The sequence below is a fragment of the Amycolatopsis sp. cmx-11-51 genome, from assembly GCF_047608665.1.
In the GTDB taxonomy this organism is placed as follows: Bacteria; Actinomycetota; Actinomycetes; order Mycobacteriales; family Pseudonocardiaceae; genus Amycolatopsis.
Genome location: NZ_JADNQO010000001.1, coordinates 1,596,380 through 1,613,837 on the forward strand (window position 1 = coordinate 1,596,380; position 17,458 = coordinate 1,613,837).

Annotated in this window: 18 protein-coding genes, 2 tRNA genes and 2 pseudogenes; 7 read left to right on the plus strand and 15 right to left on the minus strand. The window is 68.5% G+C overall.

All coding sequences use genetic code 11. The features are described from left to right. Window positions 1-174 precede the first annotated feature (174 nt). The 3 genes and pseudogenes from ACM6LU_RS08050 to ACM6LU_RS08060 all read right to left on the minus strand — a co-directional run. Window positions 175-917: pseudogene (locus tag ACM6LU_RS08050) on the minus strand (dihydrodipicolinate synthase family protein); the annotation flags it as partial. Window positions 918-1,209: 292 nt separating this feature from the next. Further along, the gene (locus ACM6LU_RS08055) at window positions 1,210-1,680 is read right to left on the minus strand and encodes a heme-degrading domain-containing protein (RefSeq protein ID WP_414936899.1); all 471 of its coding nucleotides are present in this window, start codon (window positions 1,678-1,680) and stop codon (window positions 1,210-1,212) included. A gap of 33 nt (window positions 1,681-1,713) precedes the next feature. Then, window positions 1,714-2,943 carry a M20 metallopeptidase family protein gene (locus ACM6LU_RS08060; RefSeq protein ID WP_414936900.1) on the minus strand — a complete coding sequence of 410 codons (1,230 nt, stop codon included), beginning with the start codon at window positions 2,941-2,943 and terminating at the stop codon, window positions 1,714-1,716. A gap of 76 nt (window positions 2,944-3,019) precedes the next feature. Here ACM6LU_RS08060 and ACM6LU_RS08065 point away from each other — a divergent pair, with 76 nt between their 5' ends. From ACM6LU_RS08065 to ACM6LU_RS08075, 3 genes are all read left to right on the plus strand, one after another. Further along, window positions 3,020-3,502 carry a tRNA adenosine deaminase-associated protein gene (locus ACM6LU_RS08065; RefSeq protein WP_414936901.1) on the plus strand — a complete coding sequence of 161 codons (483 nt, stop codon included), beginning with the start codon at window positions 3,020-3,022 and terminating at the stop codon, window positions 3,500-3,502. A gap of 35 nt (window positions 3,503-3,537) precedes the next feature. Then, complete coding sequence (locus ACM6LU_RS08070) at window positions 3,538-3,978, plus strand: nucleoside deaminase (RefSeq protein ID WP_414937126.1); 441 nt, start codon at window positions 3,538-3,540, stop codon at window positions 3,976-3,978. Between the two features lie 85 nt (window positions 3,979-4,063). Further along, a complete protein-coding gene (locus ACM6LU_RS08075; RefSeq protein WP_414936902.1) occupies window positions 4,064-4,270 on the plus strand; it encodes a CsbD family protein in 207 nt (68 codons plus the stop codon). A gap of 47 nt (window positions 4,271-4,317) precedes the next feature. Here ACM6LU_RS08075 and ACM6LU_RS08080 read toward each other — a convergent pair. Beyond that, window positions 4,318-4,405, minus strand: a tRNA-Ser gene (locus ACM6LU_RS08080). Between the two features lie 42 nt (window positions 4,406-4,447). Then, window positions 4,448-5,002 carry a DUF305 domain-containing protein gene (locus ACM6LU_RS08085; RefSeq protein WP_414936903.1) on the minus strand — a complete coding sequence of 185 codons (555 nt, stop codon included), beginning with the start codon at window positions 5,000-5,002 and terminating at the stop codon, window positions 4,448-4,450. 93 nt (window positions 5,003-5,095) lie between these two features. Between ACM6LU_RS08085 and ACM6LU_RS08090 the strand changes: the two genes are divergently transcribed. After that, on the plus strand, window positions 5,096-5,542 hold the full coding sequence (locus ACM6LU_RS08090; protein WP_414936904.1) for a limonene-1,2-epoxide hydrolase family protein: 447 nt from the start codon (window positions 5,096-5,098) through the stop codon (window positions 5,540-5,542). Window positions 5,543-5,816: 274 nt separating this feature from the next. Here ACM6LU_RS08090 and ACM6LU_RS08095 read toward each other — a convergent pair whose 3' ends face one another. From ACM6LU_RS08095 to ACM6LU_RS08110, 4 genes and pseudogenes are all read right to left on the minus strand, one after another. Next, a complete protein-coding gene (locus tag ACM6LU_RS08095) occupies window positions 5,817-5,987 on the minus strand; it encodes a hypothetical protein (protein ID WP_414936905.1) in 171 nt (56 codons plus the stop codon). A 125-nt stretch (window positions 5,988-6,112) separates the two neighbouring features. Then, window positions 6,113-6,262, minus strand: a complete 150-nt coding sequence (locus ACM6LU_RS08100) for a hypothetical protein (protein WP_414936906.1) — start codon at window positions 6,260-6,262, stop codon at window positions 6,113-6,115. Between the two features lie 109 nt (window positions 6,263-6,371). Further along, entirely contained in the window at window positions 6,372-6,992 is a 621-nt protein-coding gene (locus ACM6LU_RS08105) for a BNR-4 repeat-containing protein (protein WP_414936907.1), read from the minus strand. Window positions 6,993-7,053: 61 nt separating this feature from the next. Then, window positions 7,054-7,347, minus strand: a pseudogene (locus ACM6LU_RS08110) (hypothetical protein); the annotation flags it as partial. A gap of 238 nt (window positions 7,348-7,585) precedes the next feature. On the opposite strand from ACM6LU_RS08110, the gene ACM6LU_RS08115 reads away from it, so the two are divergent. Beyond that, window positions 7,586-10,027, plus strand: coding sequence for an endonuclease/exonuclease/phosphatase family protein (locus ACM6LU_RS08115; protein ID WP_414936908.1), 2,442 nt, complete (start codon window positions 7,586-7,588; stop codon window positions 10,025-10,027). Between the two features lie 85 nt (window positions 10,028-10,112). Here the strand turns inward: ACM6LU_RS08115 and ACM6LU_RS08120 are convergent, their stop codons facing one another. The 6 genes from ACM6LU_RS08120 to ACM6LU_RS08145 form a co-directional block, all read right to left on the minus strand. Beyond that, on the minus strand, window positions 10,113-10,484 hold the full coding sequence (locus ACM6LU_RS08120) for a hypothetical protein (protein WP_414936909.1): 372 nt from the start codon (window positions 10,482-10,484) through the stop codon (window positions 10,113-10,115). Further along, on the minus strand, window positions 10,477-13,218 hold the full coding sequence (locus tag ACM6LU_RS08125) for an FtsK/SpoIIIE domain-containing protein (protein ID WP_414936911.1): 2,742 nt from the start codon (window positions 13,216-13,218) through the stop codon (window positions 10,477-10,479). The genes ACM6LU_RS08120 and ACM6LU_RS08125 overlap by 8 nt, the downstream gene beginning before the upstream one ends. Before the next feature lie 15 nt (window positions 13,219-13,233). Continuing rightward, window positions 13,234-13,479: a hypothetical protein gene (locus ACM6LU_RS08130; RefSeq protein WP_414936912.1), complete on the minus strand. Its 246-nt coding sequence runs from the start codon at window positions 13,477-13,479 to the stop codon at window positions 13,234-13,236. Window positions 13,480-13,482: 3 nt separating this feature from the next. Then, entirely contained in the window at window positions 13,483-13,743 is a 261-nt protein-coding gene (locus tag ACM6LU_RS08135; RefSeq protein ID WP_076156138.1) for a hypothetical protein, read from the minus strand. Window positions 13,744-13,880: 137 nt separating this feature from the next. Then, window positions 13,881-13,968 (minus strand) — tRNA-Ser (locus tag ACM6LU_RS08140). A gap of 71 nt (window positions 13,969-14,039) precedes the next feature. Next, window positions 14,040-14,786 carry a PP2C family protein-serine/threonine phosphatase gene (locus tag ACM6LU_RS08145; RefSeq protein ID WP_414936913.1) on the minus strand — a complete coding sequence of 249 codons (747 nt, stop codon included), beginning with the start codon at window positions 14,784-14,786 and terminating at the stop codon, window positions 14,040-14,042. A gap of 76 nt (window positions 14,787-14,862) precedes the next feature. Here ACM6LU_RS08145 and ACM6LU_RS08150 point away from each other — a divergent pair, with 76 nt between their 5' ends. After that, window positions 14,863-16,524, plus strand: coding sequence for an N-6 DNA methylase (locus ACM6LU_RS08150; RefSeq protein ID WP_414936914.1), 1,662 nt, complete (start codon window positions 14,863-14,865; stop codon window positions 16,522-16,524). Further along, window positions 16,525-17,409 carry a serine/threonine-protein kinase gene (locus ACM6LU_RS08155; protein ID WP_414936915.1) on the plus strand — a complete coding sequence of 295 codons (885 nt, stop codon included), beginning with the start codon at window positions 16,525-16,527 and terminating at the stop codon, window positions 17,407-17,409. The last annotated feature ends 49 nt before the right edge of the window (window positions 17,410-17,458 follow it).

Sequence of the window (17,458 nt, forward strand, 5' to 3'; positions counted from 1 at the left end):
GTCCCGCCGGCTTTGACCGGTGAGCAGCCGCCCGCCGCGCCTCACGGCGCGCCCCGAGGCGCCCATAAGGGCCAAGCCGCGATCGTCGATGGCCACGACCTCTGACCTGTCACCGTGTGCACGCCCACCCTTGGCGGGCGTGCACACGGTCAGAAATTCTTGTGGCACCGCCCCATTTTCGAGCGTCCCGGTGACTTTTCCGCGTGCCTCGCCGGTCAGCGGGCGACTCGGCGGCCGGACATCCGGCGACACAAACCCAGCTTTGCCAACGCTTCTTTCACCACACTCACGTTGTTGGCGTTCCCGTCGGCGGCCCGTGACTCTTCGAAGGGGCGGACGCGTCCCCAGATCGCCATCGCGTCGCGGAAGTTCCCGTCCCGCAACGAGCATCTTCAGCGAGATCGACGGGTCGACGTTCACCAGTCCCGACGTGAACCCGGTCGCGCCGACGGCGAAGTGGCCCGGCGATCCACCTGAACCCAGCGTCCCGCGCCACCGAGGCGAACCGCACCGGATCCGGCACCGCGTACTTCACGCCGACGACGTTCGGGGCGGCGTCGGCGAGCCGGGCCAGCCGCCCGCCTTCGATCAGCGGGTCGCGCACGTACAGCACGACACCCAGCTCCGAGACCGCGGCCACGATGGCGCGGTGGTACTCGACCCAGCCCGCCGCCGAGACGTACGGGTGCACCGGCTGGTGGATCATGATCAGGTCCGCGCCCGTCTCCCGCGCGTGCCGCGCCGCGCGGATCGCCGTGGCGACGTCGTGCCCACGCTCGCCGCCTGGCCGCGGTCTCGACCGTCAGTTCACCGGCGCGGACGGCCTCGTCCAGCGCGTAGAACTCGCCGGTGTTCCCGTCCGATGTCACGACGTCGATGCCGCCGGCGAGCAACCGGTCCGGGATGGCGGCGAGTGTTCCGAGTCCGTGAAGGACTCCTTAAGGGACTCTGGGTCCCTCAAGGAGTCCTTCACGGACCGCGGTGTAGGCGCTGAGCGTCCTCGATGCCACATTGGGGGCATCGGCTCGCGGGTCTCGTGTCCCGCGGGCTGCCGCGCCTTCACGTCACCACTGGCCCTGACCACGTTCGCCATGCCTTCGATAGTCCGACTCGCCACTGACGACTACGCCCAACCGCCGGTCGTCCAACGACGCCTTTCCTGCGCCTCAGTCGAAGCGCGACGCGAGGATCACTCCGTGGAAAGTCCATTCAGGACAGTGTGGCGAGGAACGCTTCCAGTTGCTCGACGACGAACGCGTGGTCGTCGGCCTGGGGTAGTCCCGAGACGCCCACCGTGCCCACCGGGCCCACGCCGTCGACGATCACGGGGAACACGCCGCCGTGCGCGGCGTAGAGATCCGGATCGAGGCGAGAGCCGGCCTCGAACGTCGTGCCCTTGGCGCGGAATCGCTCACCGACGAGGAACGAGCTGTGCCCGTAGCGGTCGACTACGCGGCTCTTGCGGTCGATCCACGCGTCGTTGTCGGCCGAGGTGCCTGGCAACGCCGCGTGGAACAGCCGCTGTCCGCCGCGGCGCACGGAGACCGTCACCGGAAGGGCGCGGTCCCGTGCCGCCGCGAGCAGGTGGGCGCCCAGCTCCAGCGCGGTCTCGTTGTCGAACCGGCGGAAGACCAGGCGCTCCTCCTGTGCGGTCAGGACGGCCAGGGTGTCATCGCTCATGACACCCATTAAATCAACACTGTTGTGCAATGGCTACCGCAGTGCGTCCAGTGCGAACGCGGCGTACATCGCGACGCCGCTGGCCATCGCGTCCTCGTCGAAGATCACCCGGTTCGAGTGGTTCGCCTCCACCGTGGCCAGGTCGGCGTCGGGCGGGCAGGCGCCGAGGAACGCGAAAGCGCCCGGAACGCGTTGCAGGACATAGGAGAAGTCCTCCGCGCCCATCACCGGGTTCTCCATGGGCTCGGCGTTGCGGGCACCGAGGACCTCGGCGGCCAGCTCCAGCACCCGGGCCGCGATCCGCGGGTCGTTGACCGTGACCGGGTAGCCGGAGACGACTTCGGCGCTCACCCGGACGCCGTGCGCGGCGCCGACCGCTTCGCACACCTTCGGCAGCTCCTCGCGCACGAACGCCAGTGTCCGCTCGGACAGCGTGCGGATCGTGCCCTCCAGGAACGCCGTCTCCGGGATGATGTTCGTCGTCGTCCCGGCCTCGATGTGGGTGACCGAGACCACCGCGGGCTCGAACACGCTCACCTTGCGGGTCACCATCGTCTGCAGCGCGCCGACCATCGCCGCCGCCGCGGGCACCGGGTCGAGGGCCTGGTGCGGCGCCGAACCGTGGCCGCCCCGGCCGGTGACCTTCACGTGGAAGCTGTTCGCCGAAGCCATGATCGGCCCCGGCCGCGTCTGCACGACGCCGGAGTTGACCTGGGTGAAGATGTGCAGGCCGAACGCCTTTTCGACGCGTTCGCCCGCCGCGTCGAGCACACCCTCGTGGATCATGTGGCGCGCGCCGTGCTCGCCTTCTTCGCCGGGCTGGAACATGAACACGATCGACCCGGCCAGCTCGTCGACGTGCTCGCTGAGCAGCCGCGCGGCCGACGCCAGCATCGCGACGTGGGTGTCGTGTCCGCAGGCGTGCATCGCGCCGTCGTCCTCGGAGGAGAAGTCGAGGCCGGTGTCCTCATGCAACGGCAGCGCGTCCATGTCGCCGCGGAGCAGGATCGCCGGGCCCGGCTTCCCGCCCCTGAGGACGGCGGTCAGCGACGTGGTCGTTTTGCCCTCGGTGATCTCGAGTGGGAGGCCTTCGAGGGCCGCTTTGATCGAGGACTGGGTTTTCGGCAGGTGGAGGCCGATCTCCGGATTCCGGTGGATCTCCCGGCGGAGTTCTACGGTTTTCGTTTGGAGCGCGCGGGCTTCGGCCAGCAAACCGGCGAAGCGCGCATCGGGGAGCGTGGGCAGGTCGGTGGGTCCGGTCATGTCTCGATAGTGGCGCATGCGGCGCTTCAGGCGCACCGTGCGTGCGTTCCGAATGCGGGCGGAATACGGTGTGCGCATGGCGGTGCAAGAGCCGATCACGGGGTTCGCGGTGGCCGTGGTGCGGGAGGACGGTCGATGGCGGTGCAGCTCTCTTGATCCAGGGGCACTCGCCGAACTCGACGCTGCGATCACCGAGCTCGGCAAACTGCGTTCGACGGGTGCCTCCTTCGGGCTGCTGGCGATCGACGACGAGTTCTTCGTGATCGTCCGGCCGAGTCCCAGAGGTCCCTCGCTGCTGTTGTCCGACGCCGCCGCGGCGCTCGACTACGACATCGCCGCGGACGTCCTCGACGTGCTGAGAGTCGACCCGCCGGACGAGGACGACGACGCCGTCTGGCCGGAAGGCGATCTGGGGATCCTGTCCGATCTCGGACTGCCAGGGGCGGAACTCGAAGTGATCGTCGGCGAGGTCGACCTCTACCCGGACGAGCAACTCCAGATGGTCGCGCAGCGGTGCGGATTCGCCGCCGAGTTCACCAAGATCCTGGACGAGATCTGAGCCCCTCCGCCTCCGCCGCCGACATCGCCGCCGTCCTGGCGGCGATCGAAGCGGCGCGGGGCGCGGGCGACGACGTGCCGATCGGCGCCGTCGTCCTGGCACCGGACGGGACCCCGCTCGCCTCCGCGCGCAACGCCCGCGAAGAACTGGGGGACCCGACGGCGCACGCGGAGATTCTCGCGCTGCGTGCCGCGTCCGAGATCTACGGCGACGGCTGGCGGCTCGAAGGCTGCACGCTCGCGGTGACGCTGGAGCCGTGCACGATGTGCGCCGGTGCGTTGGTGATGGCGCGGGTCGCGAAGCTCGTCTTCGGTGCCTGGGAGCCCAAGACCGGAGCCGTGGGGTCGCTGTGGGACGTCGTCCGCGATCGGCGGCTCAGTCATCGCGCGGAAGTCGTCGGCGGCGTGCTGGAGACCGAGTGCGCGGCCCTGCTCGAAGACTTCTTCCACGGGCAACGAGGTAACCGCACCGGGTGACAAATGTGTCACGCCGTGTTCTCCGGGTACTCCCCACACAGGCGGCCGCAGACGGTGGTCGCCAGTCTAAGGAGGAACGTCCGCCATGAGCGTTTTCGACAAGGCGAAGGACAAGGCCGAGCAGGCCATCGGCGCCGCCAAGGAGAAGCTCGGCGAGAAGACCGACAACCAGGACCTCGCGAACTCCGGCCGGGCCGACCAGACCGAGGGCGAGGTCAAGGAGACTGGCCACGACATGCGCGACCGCGCCGAAGGGGCCGTGCAGGGCCTCAAGGACAAGTTCAACAAGTAGGTCTCGACGCAGAAGAGCCGGTCTCCGTGGAGACCGGCTCTTCGCTGCGGTGGCGGTGGGATTTGAACCCACGGACGGGGATTAGCCGTCACACGATTTCGAGTCGTGCTCCTTCGGCCGCTCGGACACGCCACCGCCGAGAACAATACCGGAGGGCGTAGGAGGGTCTTCAGGGGGTCAAGAAATCTGCGCGGTGATCTCGTCGATCGCCGCCGTCTGGTTCTCGACGATCTCCTGCGCCAGCGCTTTCGTCTCGGCGTGCTCGCCCGACGACAGCACGGTCTTGGCCATCGCGACGCCGTTGCGCAGGTGCTCGGCCATCAGCGGGAGCCACGTCTTGTCGAACTCGGCGCCGGTCAGGTTCTGCAGCGAGGCGACCTGCCCCGAGGTGATCATCCCTGGCATCGAGTGCCCGGCGTGGCCCGCCGCGGGGAGCACGGCCGCGTTCCACGACCGCAGCCAGCCGGTCATCGTCTGGACCTCGGCCGACTCGGCCTTGATGATCTTGGCCGCGGTGGCCTTCACGAACTCGGACGCCGACCGCTCCGAGGCCAGGTTCGCGACCTGGATCGACTGCTGGTGATGCGGGACCATCTGCTGGGAGAACGTGATGTCGGCCTGGCTGGCGCCTGGGGCGCCCTGAGCCGCCGGCGCGGCGCTCGTGGCCGTCGAGCAGCCCGCGAGCACCCAGGCGAGCAGCCCCAGCAAAACCATCGGCGGTCGCCGTCGCATCGATACCTCCGTAGTCACGGGAAACCGGCCCCTTCGTCTTGTGATACGGCTGTGACCTTCCGCCGGTTCAAAAACCGATTAGCCTCGGTGGGCATGACGGATCCGAAGACCGTGGTGACCGGTTTCCTTCAGGCCCTCGAAGAGCTCGACATCGACCGCGCGCTGAGCTTCGTGGCGATCGACATCGTCTACCAGAACGTCCCGCTTCCCCCGGCTCGCGGCCTCTCGGCGGTGGAGAAGCAGTTGCGCGCCTTGGCTCGCTACGGCAGCGGGTTCGAGGCGCGCACCCACCACATCGCCGCCGACGGGCCGATCGTGCTCACCGAGCGCACCGACGTGCTGCGGCGCGGTTCGTGGGAGGCGGAGTTCTGGGTGTGCGGCACGTTCGAAGTACGCGACGGCCGGATCGTGCTGTGGCGCGACTACTTCGACTGGACGACGTTCCTGGCCGCGAGCGCGAAGGGCGCGGGCAAGGCCGCCGTCGCCGGGGCGAAGTCGCTCATCGGCAAGTACCGGGCGCGGCAGGAACTGGAGCGCTGACCGCACGGGAGCGGTACTTACCGCGACTGCCCAGTGGCCGTGTCGCGAAAGCCACTTTCGGGACATCAGACGTCGCGAAAGTGGCTTTCGGGACACCCGGGATGGCGGCCGAAGCGGTACTGACGCGAGCCCTGCCTGCCGCAAGTAGAGGACTACTTGCGGCACGGACCAGGACATGACACACCGCCGGCGTACGGGCTCCGTCCTCCCCCGACGGGTCCCGTGCACCGGCGGTGCGCCCCCAGTTCCCCCCGCTCACCCTCCCCGGTGAGCGTCAGAAGGTCAGGTGCCGATCGCCGAGGTCGGCCTCCCGCAGCACGGTGTCGAGCCGTGCTCCGCTGAAGTGGGCCATCGGACGGCCGCCCCGTTTCCGGTCGCGCAGATCGACGGCCAGTGCGATCCCCAGCAGCAGGATCAGTGCGGTACCTGCGATGAGCCAGCCCATCGGACACCTCCTCCGGCGACGTGAGGGAGGATTTGTGTCCTCGCTCACGTCGCCAAAGGTAACTCCGGAAATGCCGGGTCGTACCCGGACTTGAGGTTCATTTAAGGCAGGGAAACTCGAATGGACTATTTGCGCGGCGTTCCCGCGACACAAATGTCACCGTCGGCCACGGAGACGTCACGCGCACTGGACGCGCCGGTCACCAGAATGCGGGCGGGGTCCCGGAAACCGGCGATCACTTCGACGCGCTGGACCGGTTTCGGTGTGGTGATCAAGGTTTCCGGTCTCCGATGACGCCCGTTCTCGAGCAAGAACGTTTCGATGTGCGGTTGTCCGTCCCGGGTTCCGTAAACGCGCCAAGTGCCGCCATTGAGCGGTTCGATCTCACGCAATCGGAGTCCATTCGCGACTTCGCGCACTTCCCAGTTCCGGCCGTTCCACGCACCCGCGAATCACGTGGCGAGCCCGCGGCGTCGAACTGGAACCAGGTGACGAACGGCTTTCCGTCGCGTTGCGTGCCGACCTGCAGGACGTCGTCCGGCGACTTGAGGCCGCCGCGGAGAAGAAGCGCAAAGTGCGGACGTCGAACGAGAGGTAGTAGACGTTCCGGTGGTAGACGTCGTGTTTGTGCTGCGACGGCCCGCCGCCCGCGAGCGTGTAGACGAACTGGATCCGCCCGGACGACGGCAGGTACCGCAGCTGGCCGACGTAGATCTCGTCCATGTGGTCGGCCCGGCCCAGCGAGCCGAACGCCCACTGCTTCCCGGTCAATTGTACGGAGTTCTTCCAGGTCTTCCCGTTGTCGCGGCACGCGATGTACTTCATCGGGCGGGAGTCAGGGTTGGCGTTCGGATCGAGTTCGTTGGTCGTCTCGCGGTAGAACACGAACAACGTGCCGTCGGCGGTTTTGACCGGCATCGGGTAGCTCGCCGAGGCACCCGCGGGAACCTCCGTGCCGGTCCAGGTGCCGTCCAGCGAATGAGCGAGCGGCGCGCGGCTGATCACGGTGCGTGTTGTGCATGCCAAGGAAGATCAGCAGGTGGCCGTCGCCGGCGAGCAGCATCGTCGGGTCGTTGTGCGGATCGGACTCGCCGTCGGCGATCTTCTTCGGCGCGGTCCAGACGCCGGTCCGGTGGTCGTAGGCCTGGACGTGGGTGTCCGCGGCCTTGCCGGACCATGAGATGAAGGTCTTGCGTGCGACGGGGTCGTAGGTGGTACCCGCGTTCGGCCGCCGGTCGGTGCGGGACGCGACCGTGCTCGCCGGGGTCATCACCTCGAACTCGGCCTCCGCCGCCTCGGAAACCGGGGTCACGAGACCGGCCGCGAGAAGAGGGATGAGCGCGCAAAGAAGTCTGCGCATGAAGACGCCTCCTGGGTACGTGGCAGGCGGCGGATCTTGAACCTCTCATCGGAGAACAAGGCAAAACCAGCCCTGAGAACGACGAAAGTGTGACTCCGAACGGCCCAGCTGTCACGAATCGTTGTCTCGTCGTCTTCCTCATTACACTTGTCCGGGGGAGTATTCCTCGACCGATCTTGCGAAGAGGGGACTCAGCGTGACCACATCCCGCCGTGCTGCCAGGAGACGGGCCCTGAGCGTGACCGTCGCCTCCGGCCTGGTCTTGAGCGGTGCTGCCATCACAGCCGCTCCGGCCGCGCTCGCCGCGCCCAGCGCCGACGCCGTGATCGCCGAGGTCTACGGCGGTGGCGGCAATTCGGGCGCCACGCTGACCAACGACTTCGTCGAACTCGCCAACCGCGGCGCGGCGGCCGTGAGCCTCGACGGTTTCAGCGTCCAGTACGCGCCCGCGTCGGGGAACAGCTGGCAGGTCACACCGCTGACCGGCGGTGTCGCGCCGGGCGCGCGGTACCTCGTCGCGCAGGCGAAGGGCGCGGGCGGCACCGTCGCCCTGCCGACGCCGGACGCCACGGGCGCGATCCCGCTGTCCGCCACCGCCGGCACCATCGCGCTCGTCCAGGGCACCTCGGCGCTGACCTGCAAGACCGCCGCCGACTGCGCGGCAGACCCGCGGATCAAAGACCTGGTCGGCTTCGGTGGTGCCACCATCCGCGAGGGTGCCGCGGCCGCCGCGCCGTCCAACACCGCTTCCGTCGCCAGGGCGACGACGCTGGCGGACACCGACGACAACGCCGCCGACTTCACCTCCGGCGCGCCCACCCCGACCAACGGCAAGGGCGAGACGCCGGGTGAGACCGGCCCGCCGCCGGTGAACGCGAAGATCCACGACATCCAGGGCAGCACCCGGATCTCGCCGTTCAAGGACCAGAAGGTCGCCGGGGTCACCGGTGTCGTGACCGCGATCCGGAGCTTCGGTTCGGCGCGCGGGTTCTGGATCACCGACACCGCTCCCGACGCCGACCCGCGTACGAGCGAGGGCCTGTTCGTCTTCACCGGCTCGACCACGCCCGCCGTGGCCGTTGGTGACGCGGTGACCGCCTCCGGCACCGTCCGCGAGTTCTACCCGGACGCGCCCGCCACATCGCCGTACCAGTCGCTCACCGAGCTGACGAGCGCGCGGTGGACGGTCGATTCGAGCGGAAACGCGCTGCCCGCGGCGACCGTCGTCACGCCGGAGTCGGTCCCGGACACCGTCGCCCCCGCCCCGGGCGGCAGCATCGAACCGCTGCCGTTGGAGCCCGCGAAGTACTCGCTGGACTTCTGGGAGACGCACGAAAGCGAGATCGTCAGCGTCTCCGACGCTCGCGTCGTCGGCCCGACGTCGTCGTTCAACGAGCTTTACGTGACCATTAAGCCGAAGCAGAACCCGAGTGTGCGTGGCGGCGCCGTGTACCTGGGCTACGACCGGCTCAACACCGGCGTGCTCAAGGTCGCGTCGCTGATCCCGTTCGCCGAGGTGCCGTTCCCGAAGGTCAACACCGGCGACGTGCTCACCGGCGAGACCTCCGGCCCGGTCGAGTACAGCAACTTCGGCGGCTACACACTGTTCGCGACGAAGCTGGGCGCGACCAAGGACAACGGGCTGAAGCGCGAGAGCACCCGTGCCCAGCGCGGTGGTGAGCTTTCGGTGGCGACCTACAACGTCGAGAATCTGTCCGCTTTGGACGGTGCGGAGAAGTTCGGCGAGCTGGCCAAGGCCGTCGCCACCAACCTGGCGAAGCCGGACATCCTGAACCTGGAAGAGATTCAGGACAACAACGGCCCGACGAACGACGGCACCGTCGCCGCGGAGCAGACGCTGCGAAAGTTCGTCGACGCCATCGCCGCCGCCGGTGGCCCGCGCTACGAGTGGCGTCAGATCGACCCGGAGAACGGCAAGGACGGCGGCCAGCCGGGTGGCAACATCCGCGTGGGCTTCCTGTTCAACCCGGCTCGGGTGTCCTTTGTGGATCGACCGGGCGGCACCTCGACCACTCCCGTCGGCGTGGTCAAGGAACGCGGCAAGACCCACCTGACCGTCTCCCCCGGCCGGGTCGACCCGGCGAACGAGGCGTGGGAGGCCAGCCGCAAACCGCTGGTCGGCGAGTTCGTCTTCCAGGGGCGCACCGTGTTCGTCATCGCGAACCACTTCAACTCCAAGGGCGGCGACCAGCCGACCCACGGCCGCAACCAGCCGCCGGTCCGGAGTTCCGAGGTGCAGCGGGCGAAGCAGGCGACGGTGCTTCGCGGTTTCGTCGACGAGTTGCTCGCGTCGGACAAGAACGCGAACATCGTCGTCGCCGGTGACCTGAACGACTACCCGTTCTCGCCCGCGGTGAAGACCCTGACCGCCGGAGGCGCGCTGAAGGACTTCATCGCGTCGCTGCCGGAAAACGAGCGGTACAGCTACGTTTTCGAGGGCCAGTCGCAGGTGCTGGACCACATCCTGGCGTCGAAGGCGCCGCGCGGGACCGACTACGACGTCGTGCACCTGAACGCCGAGTTCGCGCAGCAGGCGAGCGACCACGACCCGCAGGTGCTGCGGTTCCGGCCGAGCGCGGGCAACCCGGTCCAGGACGCGTTCTACGACCTGGCGGACTACCTGGAGAAGATCCTCGGCCCGTACCTCCCGAAGCCGTAACCCGCCGCAAGTAGTCCTCTAGTTGCGGTAGTTGCACGCGCAAGGACCGCAACTAGAGGACGAAACGCGGGCGAGGGGGGCGCGTCTAGGAGCGTTTCGCGCGCCATCCCAGGGAGAGGACGGCCTGCACGAGTTCCTGGTAGCTCGGCTTGACCTCTTCCAGGTACCGCTCCAGGTACCCGGCCCGCGCGGTCGGGACCGGTTGCGGGTCTTCGTCGTCCGGCAGCCAGTTGAGACCTGCGACGTTGTGCTGAGCCATCTTCCACCAGCGGGAGGCCCGGTCGACCGCCCGCTGCTCGCGTTCGGCGGCGTCCGCGACGGCCTGGTACGCCTCGGCGAGCCGGGCCTCCAGTTCGTCCGCGTGGCCGATCTCCCAGTTGCGGAGGTTCTCCGCCGAAGCGCGCGCGAGGGCGACGATCTCCTTGTACCGCATGGCCGCGGTCATGCCGTCATCCATCGAGAGGCCCTTCCGGACGCTGGAACGGGATGATCACCTCGGGGGCGCCGTGGGTGGTGCGGTCGAAGAACAGCGCGCGACCCGGCCGCGGTGACCAGTGCACGACCTGCCCGGCGGCGAACGGCGACAGTTCGTTGCCCTGGACGTCCAGTGCCGCCCAGGTACCGATGTCGTCGGTGCCCGCGAAACCGAGCGTGTCCTTCAAGCGTGCGATGCTGCGCCACCAGCCGATGGTGTGGACGCCGTGCGACGGACCCTGTTTCAGCAGCACCCTCAGCTGGTCCAAGCCGCTCTTCAGCTGCCCGGGCGCCTTGGCCTCCAGTGCGGGAATCGAAGCGTCGACGCCATACAACAGCAACACTTTCGGAGTGTCCAAAGAGGACAAGTTCGCCGCGATATCGATTACCCGGGCGGGCAAATCGTCCTCCAGCGAGACACGGTGTCCCTCCGCTTCCAATCGTTCGGCCAACTCGGACACCGCCTGGAAGGACGCTTCGATGGGACACGAAAGGACGAACTCCACCGAATCGTCGTGATGCTGGCGAGCCAAGGATCGCGCGGCGGAGTCCATGATGGACAGTGCCTCCGCCGTGGCGGCACCCAAGACCGCGATATTCCGTCCCGGCGCCTTCGGCAGGTCGACCCCGCAGGCCGCCTCGTCGACGTCGATCGACTGACCCAGCAGCGCCCGCGGTTTCTTCGTCGGCTTCAGCTCGTTGAACGCCGGGAACTGTTCGAGCACCGGGGAATGCGCCCCATCGAACAGCCGGGGCCGCTTGAACGACTCCGAATACCGCTCCCACAGCCGGTGCTGCAGCTTGACGAACACGTCCTTGCTGCTCGCGTCCGGGACGTGGGCGAGCTGGTTCCCGTGCGCGACACCGGAATCGTGGTTGATCACCGCGTGCCACTTCGGCGCGGACACCGCCGCGTTGTTGGTCTCGGACAGCACACGCCGCGCCTTCGGCATCGCGATCCGCAGTGTGCACTGCTCGAACACCGCCGGTTTGCCCCAGAAGGCCTCGATCCCGGCGACGTCCTGGCTCGCCAGCACCAGGTGGATGCCCTGCGACCGGCCTCGCCGCGCGATGTCCTCCAGCAGCTGGGTCGCGGTCGCGGTCACGCCGTCGCGGCCGGCGAACAGGTACTGGAACTCGTCGATCACCGCGACGATCCGCGGCCAGTGCCCGCCGGGGTCCTGCTCGCGCAGATCCGCGAGGTTGATGACCTCGTGCTGTTTCGCCGCGGCGGACCGGCGGCGCAGCTCGTCGGCGAGGTACCGCAGCAGCGCCAGGCCGAACTCGCGGTCGGTGTTGACGTTGACCCCGATGAGCTTGGCGTGCGGCAGCCAGCTGGCGTCCCGCCGCCCCGGCGCGAGCCCGGCGAACGAAACGCCTTCCTTGAAGTCCAGCAGGTACAGCGCGAGTTCGTCCGGCGAGTACCGGGCCGCGAGGCTGCCGAGCAGCGAGTACAGGAAGTTCGTCTTCCCCGAACCGCTCGGCCCGCCGATGAGCACGTGCGGGCTGGCGTCGCCGATGACGACCTCCACCGCTTCGCCCTCGAAGAAGCCGACCGGCGCCCGCAGTTCCCGCGCCGAACTCTCCTTGCCCAGCTCGGTCGGCAGGAGGTCGGCGAACGAGCGGGGCCCGCCCTGTCTGGCGATCAGCGCCTCGGCGATCCGCCCGGCGGCCCGGATGACCTGTCCGGACGGCATCGGCGGATCGAGGTCGACGACCAGGTCCGTACCGGTCATGCTGCTGATCGCGCGGCGGTCGTCGAGCAGGCTCAAGGTTTCGACCGACGTCGACAGCGCGGTCGGCACGTCGATCATGATCAGGCAGATCCCGGCGGCCAGGGCCCCGGTGGCGACGCGTTTCAGTTCGCGGGCGCGTTCCGGTTCGAGGGTTTCCCCGTTGCCGTAGAGCACCGCGACGCGGAACGGTTCGACGCGCTGGCCGCTCGCCTGCCGGATCTCCCGCAGCGACGTATGTCCCGCCTGCATCCCGGTCGCGTGGATGCGGCGGATGTGCCCGGCCAGCTCGTCGAGGAGGTCCTCAAGCCGCCCTGGGTCGTACAGCGTGAGCGCGCTGGTGCGGCTCAGCGGGTACAGGTCGGGCAGGATCGCGGTCAGCTGCCCGACGTCCCACAGGTGGACGCGCACCGCGCCGGGTTCGAACGTGCTCAGCACCCGCATCAGCAGGTTCTGCACGATGCCGTCCACCGCGGGCCGGGTCTTCGGCGCCGAGGTGATGGACAGATGCGACTCGTCGAGCAGGGGCATCGCGACGTCGAAGGTGCGCGGAACGTCCTTGCCCGGCACGGTCGCCGAGCCGACGCGCCACAGCCCCGGTGCGGTGATGCCGGGATTCCCGCCGACGCGGCCGAGCCAGTTGCCCGGCTGCTGACCCGCCGGTCCCGGCGCGTTGCCGGTGACCAGATCGCGCAGCGCGTTCGGCCCGGCTTCCCAGTCGGCGTAGAACTGGCCTCGCACGTTGCCGAGCAGGTTGAACACCTCGGCGGCGGCCGGATGCCGCGACCATTCGGCGTGCTGCTCCGAGGTGGAGTTGTTCATCCCCACCCGGACGATGTGCTGTTCCAGTTCCAGCTTGGCCAGTTCCGCCTCGGCGGCTTGGCGGGCACCGGCGGCGGATCCGAGGACGAGCCCGATCTGATGCCGGACCCGTTCCAGCGCCGTGATGACGCGATTGCGCTGTTCACTCGCTTTGCTGCCCATGCCGGCTCGCCGATCTCATAGGCGGGATTGGTAACCGCTGACCAGGTCGTCAGCGGCGGAAAGGCGCGTCAGGAGGTTCTCGATTCCCTCGTCGGCCTGCGCCAGCTGCGACGGCACCCATGGCACGGCCTGGGCCTGTGGTTCCACAAGGGCACGCCTGGACTCCTCGAGCAGGCTTCTCGCCCGCTCGGCATGAGCACGTCCGTCGGCGAGGCCGGTTTGGACGACCGTCAGCAGCTGGTGCAGTTCTTCGAGGTACATGCTCTAGAGGCGGGTCGAGTACGACTCGGCCGACGAAATGCCCGCCTGGATGGTGCTCACCAAACCGTTGATGCCCTGCAGTGCCTCGGCGAGAAGCCCGTGTGCCTGGCTCACCTCGTGCTGGCTGCTGCCCTGGGTGGCCTGCGAAAGGGAAAGCTGGGCTTCTTCGAGAGACTGCGCTGCCTGCTGAAGTGCGGCGATGCTCGCGGACGACTTCTCGTTCGCGAGCGCGATACCAGCGCGGATCTCTTCGACTCCGGCCATTTTGGCGGACTCCTTGGGACGTCGGGGGCTGGAACGACCACTGTTAAACTTAGCGTGATCAACTGACTCTGTTAAGTGAAGGTCCTGCTAACTAATCAACAAGGCCCCGGACGTCGGAACGTCCGGGGCCTTGCCGATGGCGGAGGATACAGGATTCGAACCTGCGAGGGCGTGAACCCAACACGCTTTCCAAGCGTGCGCCTTAGGCCGCTCGGCCAATCCTCCGTGGAGAACTTTACCGGATGCCCATTCGGTCCTTGGAAGGCGGGTCTGACCTGCGTTCGCGGCTTCGGGACTCAGGCGGCCGCGGGTGACAGGACGTCGGCGACGACGCAGGTGATGTTGTCCGGTCCGCCGCCTTCGTTGGCGAGGTCGATCAGCCTCGGGACGGTCTCGGCGGGGTCTTGGAAGGCGCCGAGGACATCCTTGATAACGGTTTCGACAACCGTTGCCGTCAATCCATCTGAGCACAGGAGGAGACGGTCTCCGGGAGCCGCGTCGAAGGCCCAGATGTCCGCTTCGCCGCTGCCAGTGCTCAGAAGTGCCTTCATGAGCAGTGAGCCGCGAGGGTGCCCTTCGACCTCTGACGGGTCGATGCGCCCGTCGTCCGCGAGCGCCTGCGCGAGGGTGTGGTCGCGTGTGAAGCGCCGAAGCGTGCCGTCGCGGAGGAGGTACCCCTTTGAGTCGCCGATGTGGGCGGCCGTGAAGTGCGCGCCGTCGAACAGGAGGGCGGTCAGGGTGGTGCCCATGCCGCGCGTCTCCGGTTCGCGCTCGGCGGTCGCGGCCAGCCGGTCGGCGATGGTGCGAAGGCCTCCGGTGAGCACCTCGACCAGGTCGACCTCCCCGAGGTCGAAGTCGCGAAGATCCGTGTCGAGCCTGGAGAGGACGCCGACCGCTTCGGCGCTCGCCACCTCGCCGTGTGGCTGGCCGCCGATGCCGTCGGCGACCGCGAGCAGCCTGGCGCTGGTGTAGACCGAGTCCTGGTTGACCTGACGGCGCCGACCGACGTCCGAGCCGGCCGCGTACCGAAGGGTGTACGTCATAGACCTAGTAAAGCAGTTGTGTACTGAGTTCACAAATAAAGACCTGGAATGGTCAGCTGTCGGTTACGATGCGCCGATGGAGGAGCAAGCCACCGTCAGCGCGGCGGACATCGCGCACATCGCCGGCGTCGGCCGCGCCGCGGTGAGCAACTGGCGTCGACGTTACGGAGATTTTCCGCCGCCTGTCGGCGGGACGGCGTCCAGCCCCCTCTTTTCGCTGCTCGACGTCGAAAACTGGCTGCGTAAGCGTGGGAAGCCGTTCGAGGTGTCGCTCGGGGATCGGATCTGGCAACGGCTGCGGAACCTCGGCGACGACCTGTGGCTGAGCTCGCGGGTCGGCAGGGTGGGCACGTTCCTGTCGCGCCGGGGCTCCGGGGAGGAGTGGGATTTTTCGCCCCGCTACGACGATCCCGAGCTACTCGAACTCCTGGACCGCTTCGCCGACGAAGTGGGTGCGCGCGAGGCCTTCGAGTTCCTGTGCGAACGCTACGTCGAGGCGCACTCCCGTCAGTTGTCCGTCACGGCGGAACCGGTGGCCGCGTTGATGTCCCGGCTCATCGGTCCCGAACCCGGCGTCGTGCTCGATCCCGCGTGCGGGCTCGGGACGCTGTTGCTCGCCTCCGGCGGCTCCCGGCTGCTCGGTCAGACCGACGACCCGGCGATCTCGTGCATCGCGGCGCACCGGCTGCTGCTCGCGGGCGCGGACATGGAGATGTACGGCTCGGACGCCCTGCCGATGGACTCCTACGAAGGACTTCTCGCGGACGCCGTCGTCTGCGATCCGCCGTTCAACGATCGGGAATGGGGTTACGACGAACTCGTCGGCGACCCGCGCTGGGAGTACGGCCAGCCGCCGCGCGGCGAACCGGAACTGGCGTGGGTGCAGCACTGTCTCGCGCATGTGAAGCCCGGCGGGCTGGTCGCGATCCGCATGCCGCCCGCCGCCGCCGCGCGCCGCACCGGGCGCCGGATCCGCGGGAACCTGTTGCGGGCCGGGGCCTTGCGCGCGATCGTGACGGTCGGCGGCGCGGATCTCTGGCTGCTGCGCCGCCCGGAATCCGGCGAGCGGCCGCCGTCCCGGTTGCTCCTGCTGGCCGATCCGTCCACTGTGGAGGAACAGTGGCGGGAGCATCTGCGTGGCGCCGAGGTGCCGGGCGCGGTCCGGATCATCGAGCTGCTCGACGAGGAAATCGACCTTTCCCCTGCCCGGCATCAGGCGCGGGACGAACACGCGGGAGAGGCCTTCCTTGAAGTCCGGCGGCATTTCGAGGGGATCCGGCCGGAGCCGCCGTCGCTGGCGGTGTCCGACGAGAAGCCCGTTTTCACCACGATCGGCGAGTTGCTGAAATCCGGGGTGCTCACGGTGCCGGAATCGGTGGAAGAGGGCGACGTCGTCGCGTCGCCCGCCGTGCCCGCGTATGTCCACAGTGGAGACTCGATCGTGGTGGAGCCGCCGATGTCGAAGTACCGCACCGATCCCGATCGGCTGGACGCCGCGTTCCTCGCCGGCTGCCTGCGCGCGGCCGGGCAGATCGCGCCGACCTCGTCGACCAGGATCGACCTCAAACGCACCCGGATCCCGCGCCTTCCGATCGAGGCACAGCGGGCCTGCGGGGAAGCGTTCACCCGGCTCGCCGCCTTCGAGGACGCCCTGCGTGAGGCGGCGGAATCGGGCCTGGAGCTGGTGCGACTAGGCTTGGCCGGGCTCACTGAAGGACAGCTCAAGCCGGAGAATTAGGTGCTGATCGCCGATCGCTACGAACTCGACGAGCTGCCGCTCGGCCGGGGTGGGATGGGCGCGGTCTACGCGGGCCACGACCGGCATCTCGGCCGCCGGGTGGCGGTGAAGTTCCTCGGGCTCCCCGGCGGTCCGGACGCCGAACTCGAACAGCGCTTCATCCGCGAGGCGCGGATCCTCGCCACGCTGGAACACGCGGGCGCGCCGACGTTGTACGACTTCGGGACCTATGACGAGCGGTTGTTCCAGGTCATGCAGTTCATCGAGGGCGTGACCGTCGCCGATCTCGCCGCCGAGCACGGGCCACTGCCGGTGCCGTGGGCGGCCGCGATCGCGGCGCAGGCCTGCGCCGTGCTGTCCGCCGCGCACGCACTGTCCATCTGCCACCGCGATCTCAAGCCCACCAACCTGATGCTGTGTCCCGACGCCCACGTGAAGGTGCTCGACTTCGGGCTCGCGATGCTGCGTGAGACCGACGTCGCCCAGTTCACCCGCGCCGGGCAGATCCTGGGCACGCCCGCGTACATGGCGCCCGAGCAGATCCAGCGCGGGATCGCCGGGCCCCGCAGTGATCTGTACGCGCTGGGTTGTGTCCTGCACGAAATGCTGACCGGTAAACAGTTGTTCACCGGTCCGACGGCGTACGCGGTGTTCGAGAAGCAGGTCAAGGAGAGTCCGGCCGAAGTGGACGGTGTCCCGGATGGACTGAACGCCCTGCTCGCGGAGCTGCTGGAGAAGGATCCGGAGCGGCGTCCGTCCGATGCGAATGAACTGTTCGGACGGCTGGCCGTGTTCGCGCGGGACCTGCCGCCGCTGCCCGGCTATCTGGACGAAGGCGCCAATCCGGGCAGGATGTACGCGCGGGTCGTCGGCCGCGTGCCGTGAATTCCCGCAGGTCGACGGCTCCGAGATGGGATCGTGACCTTGTGGCCCA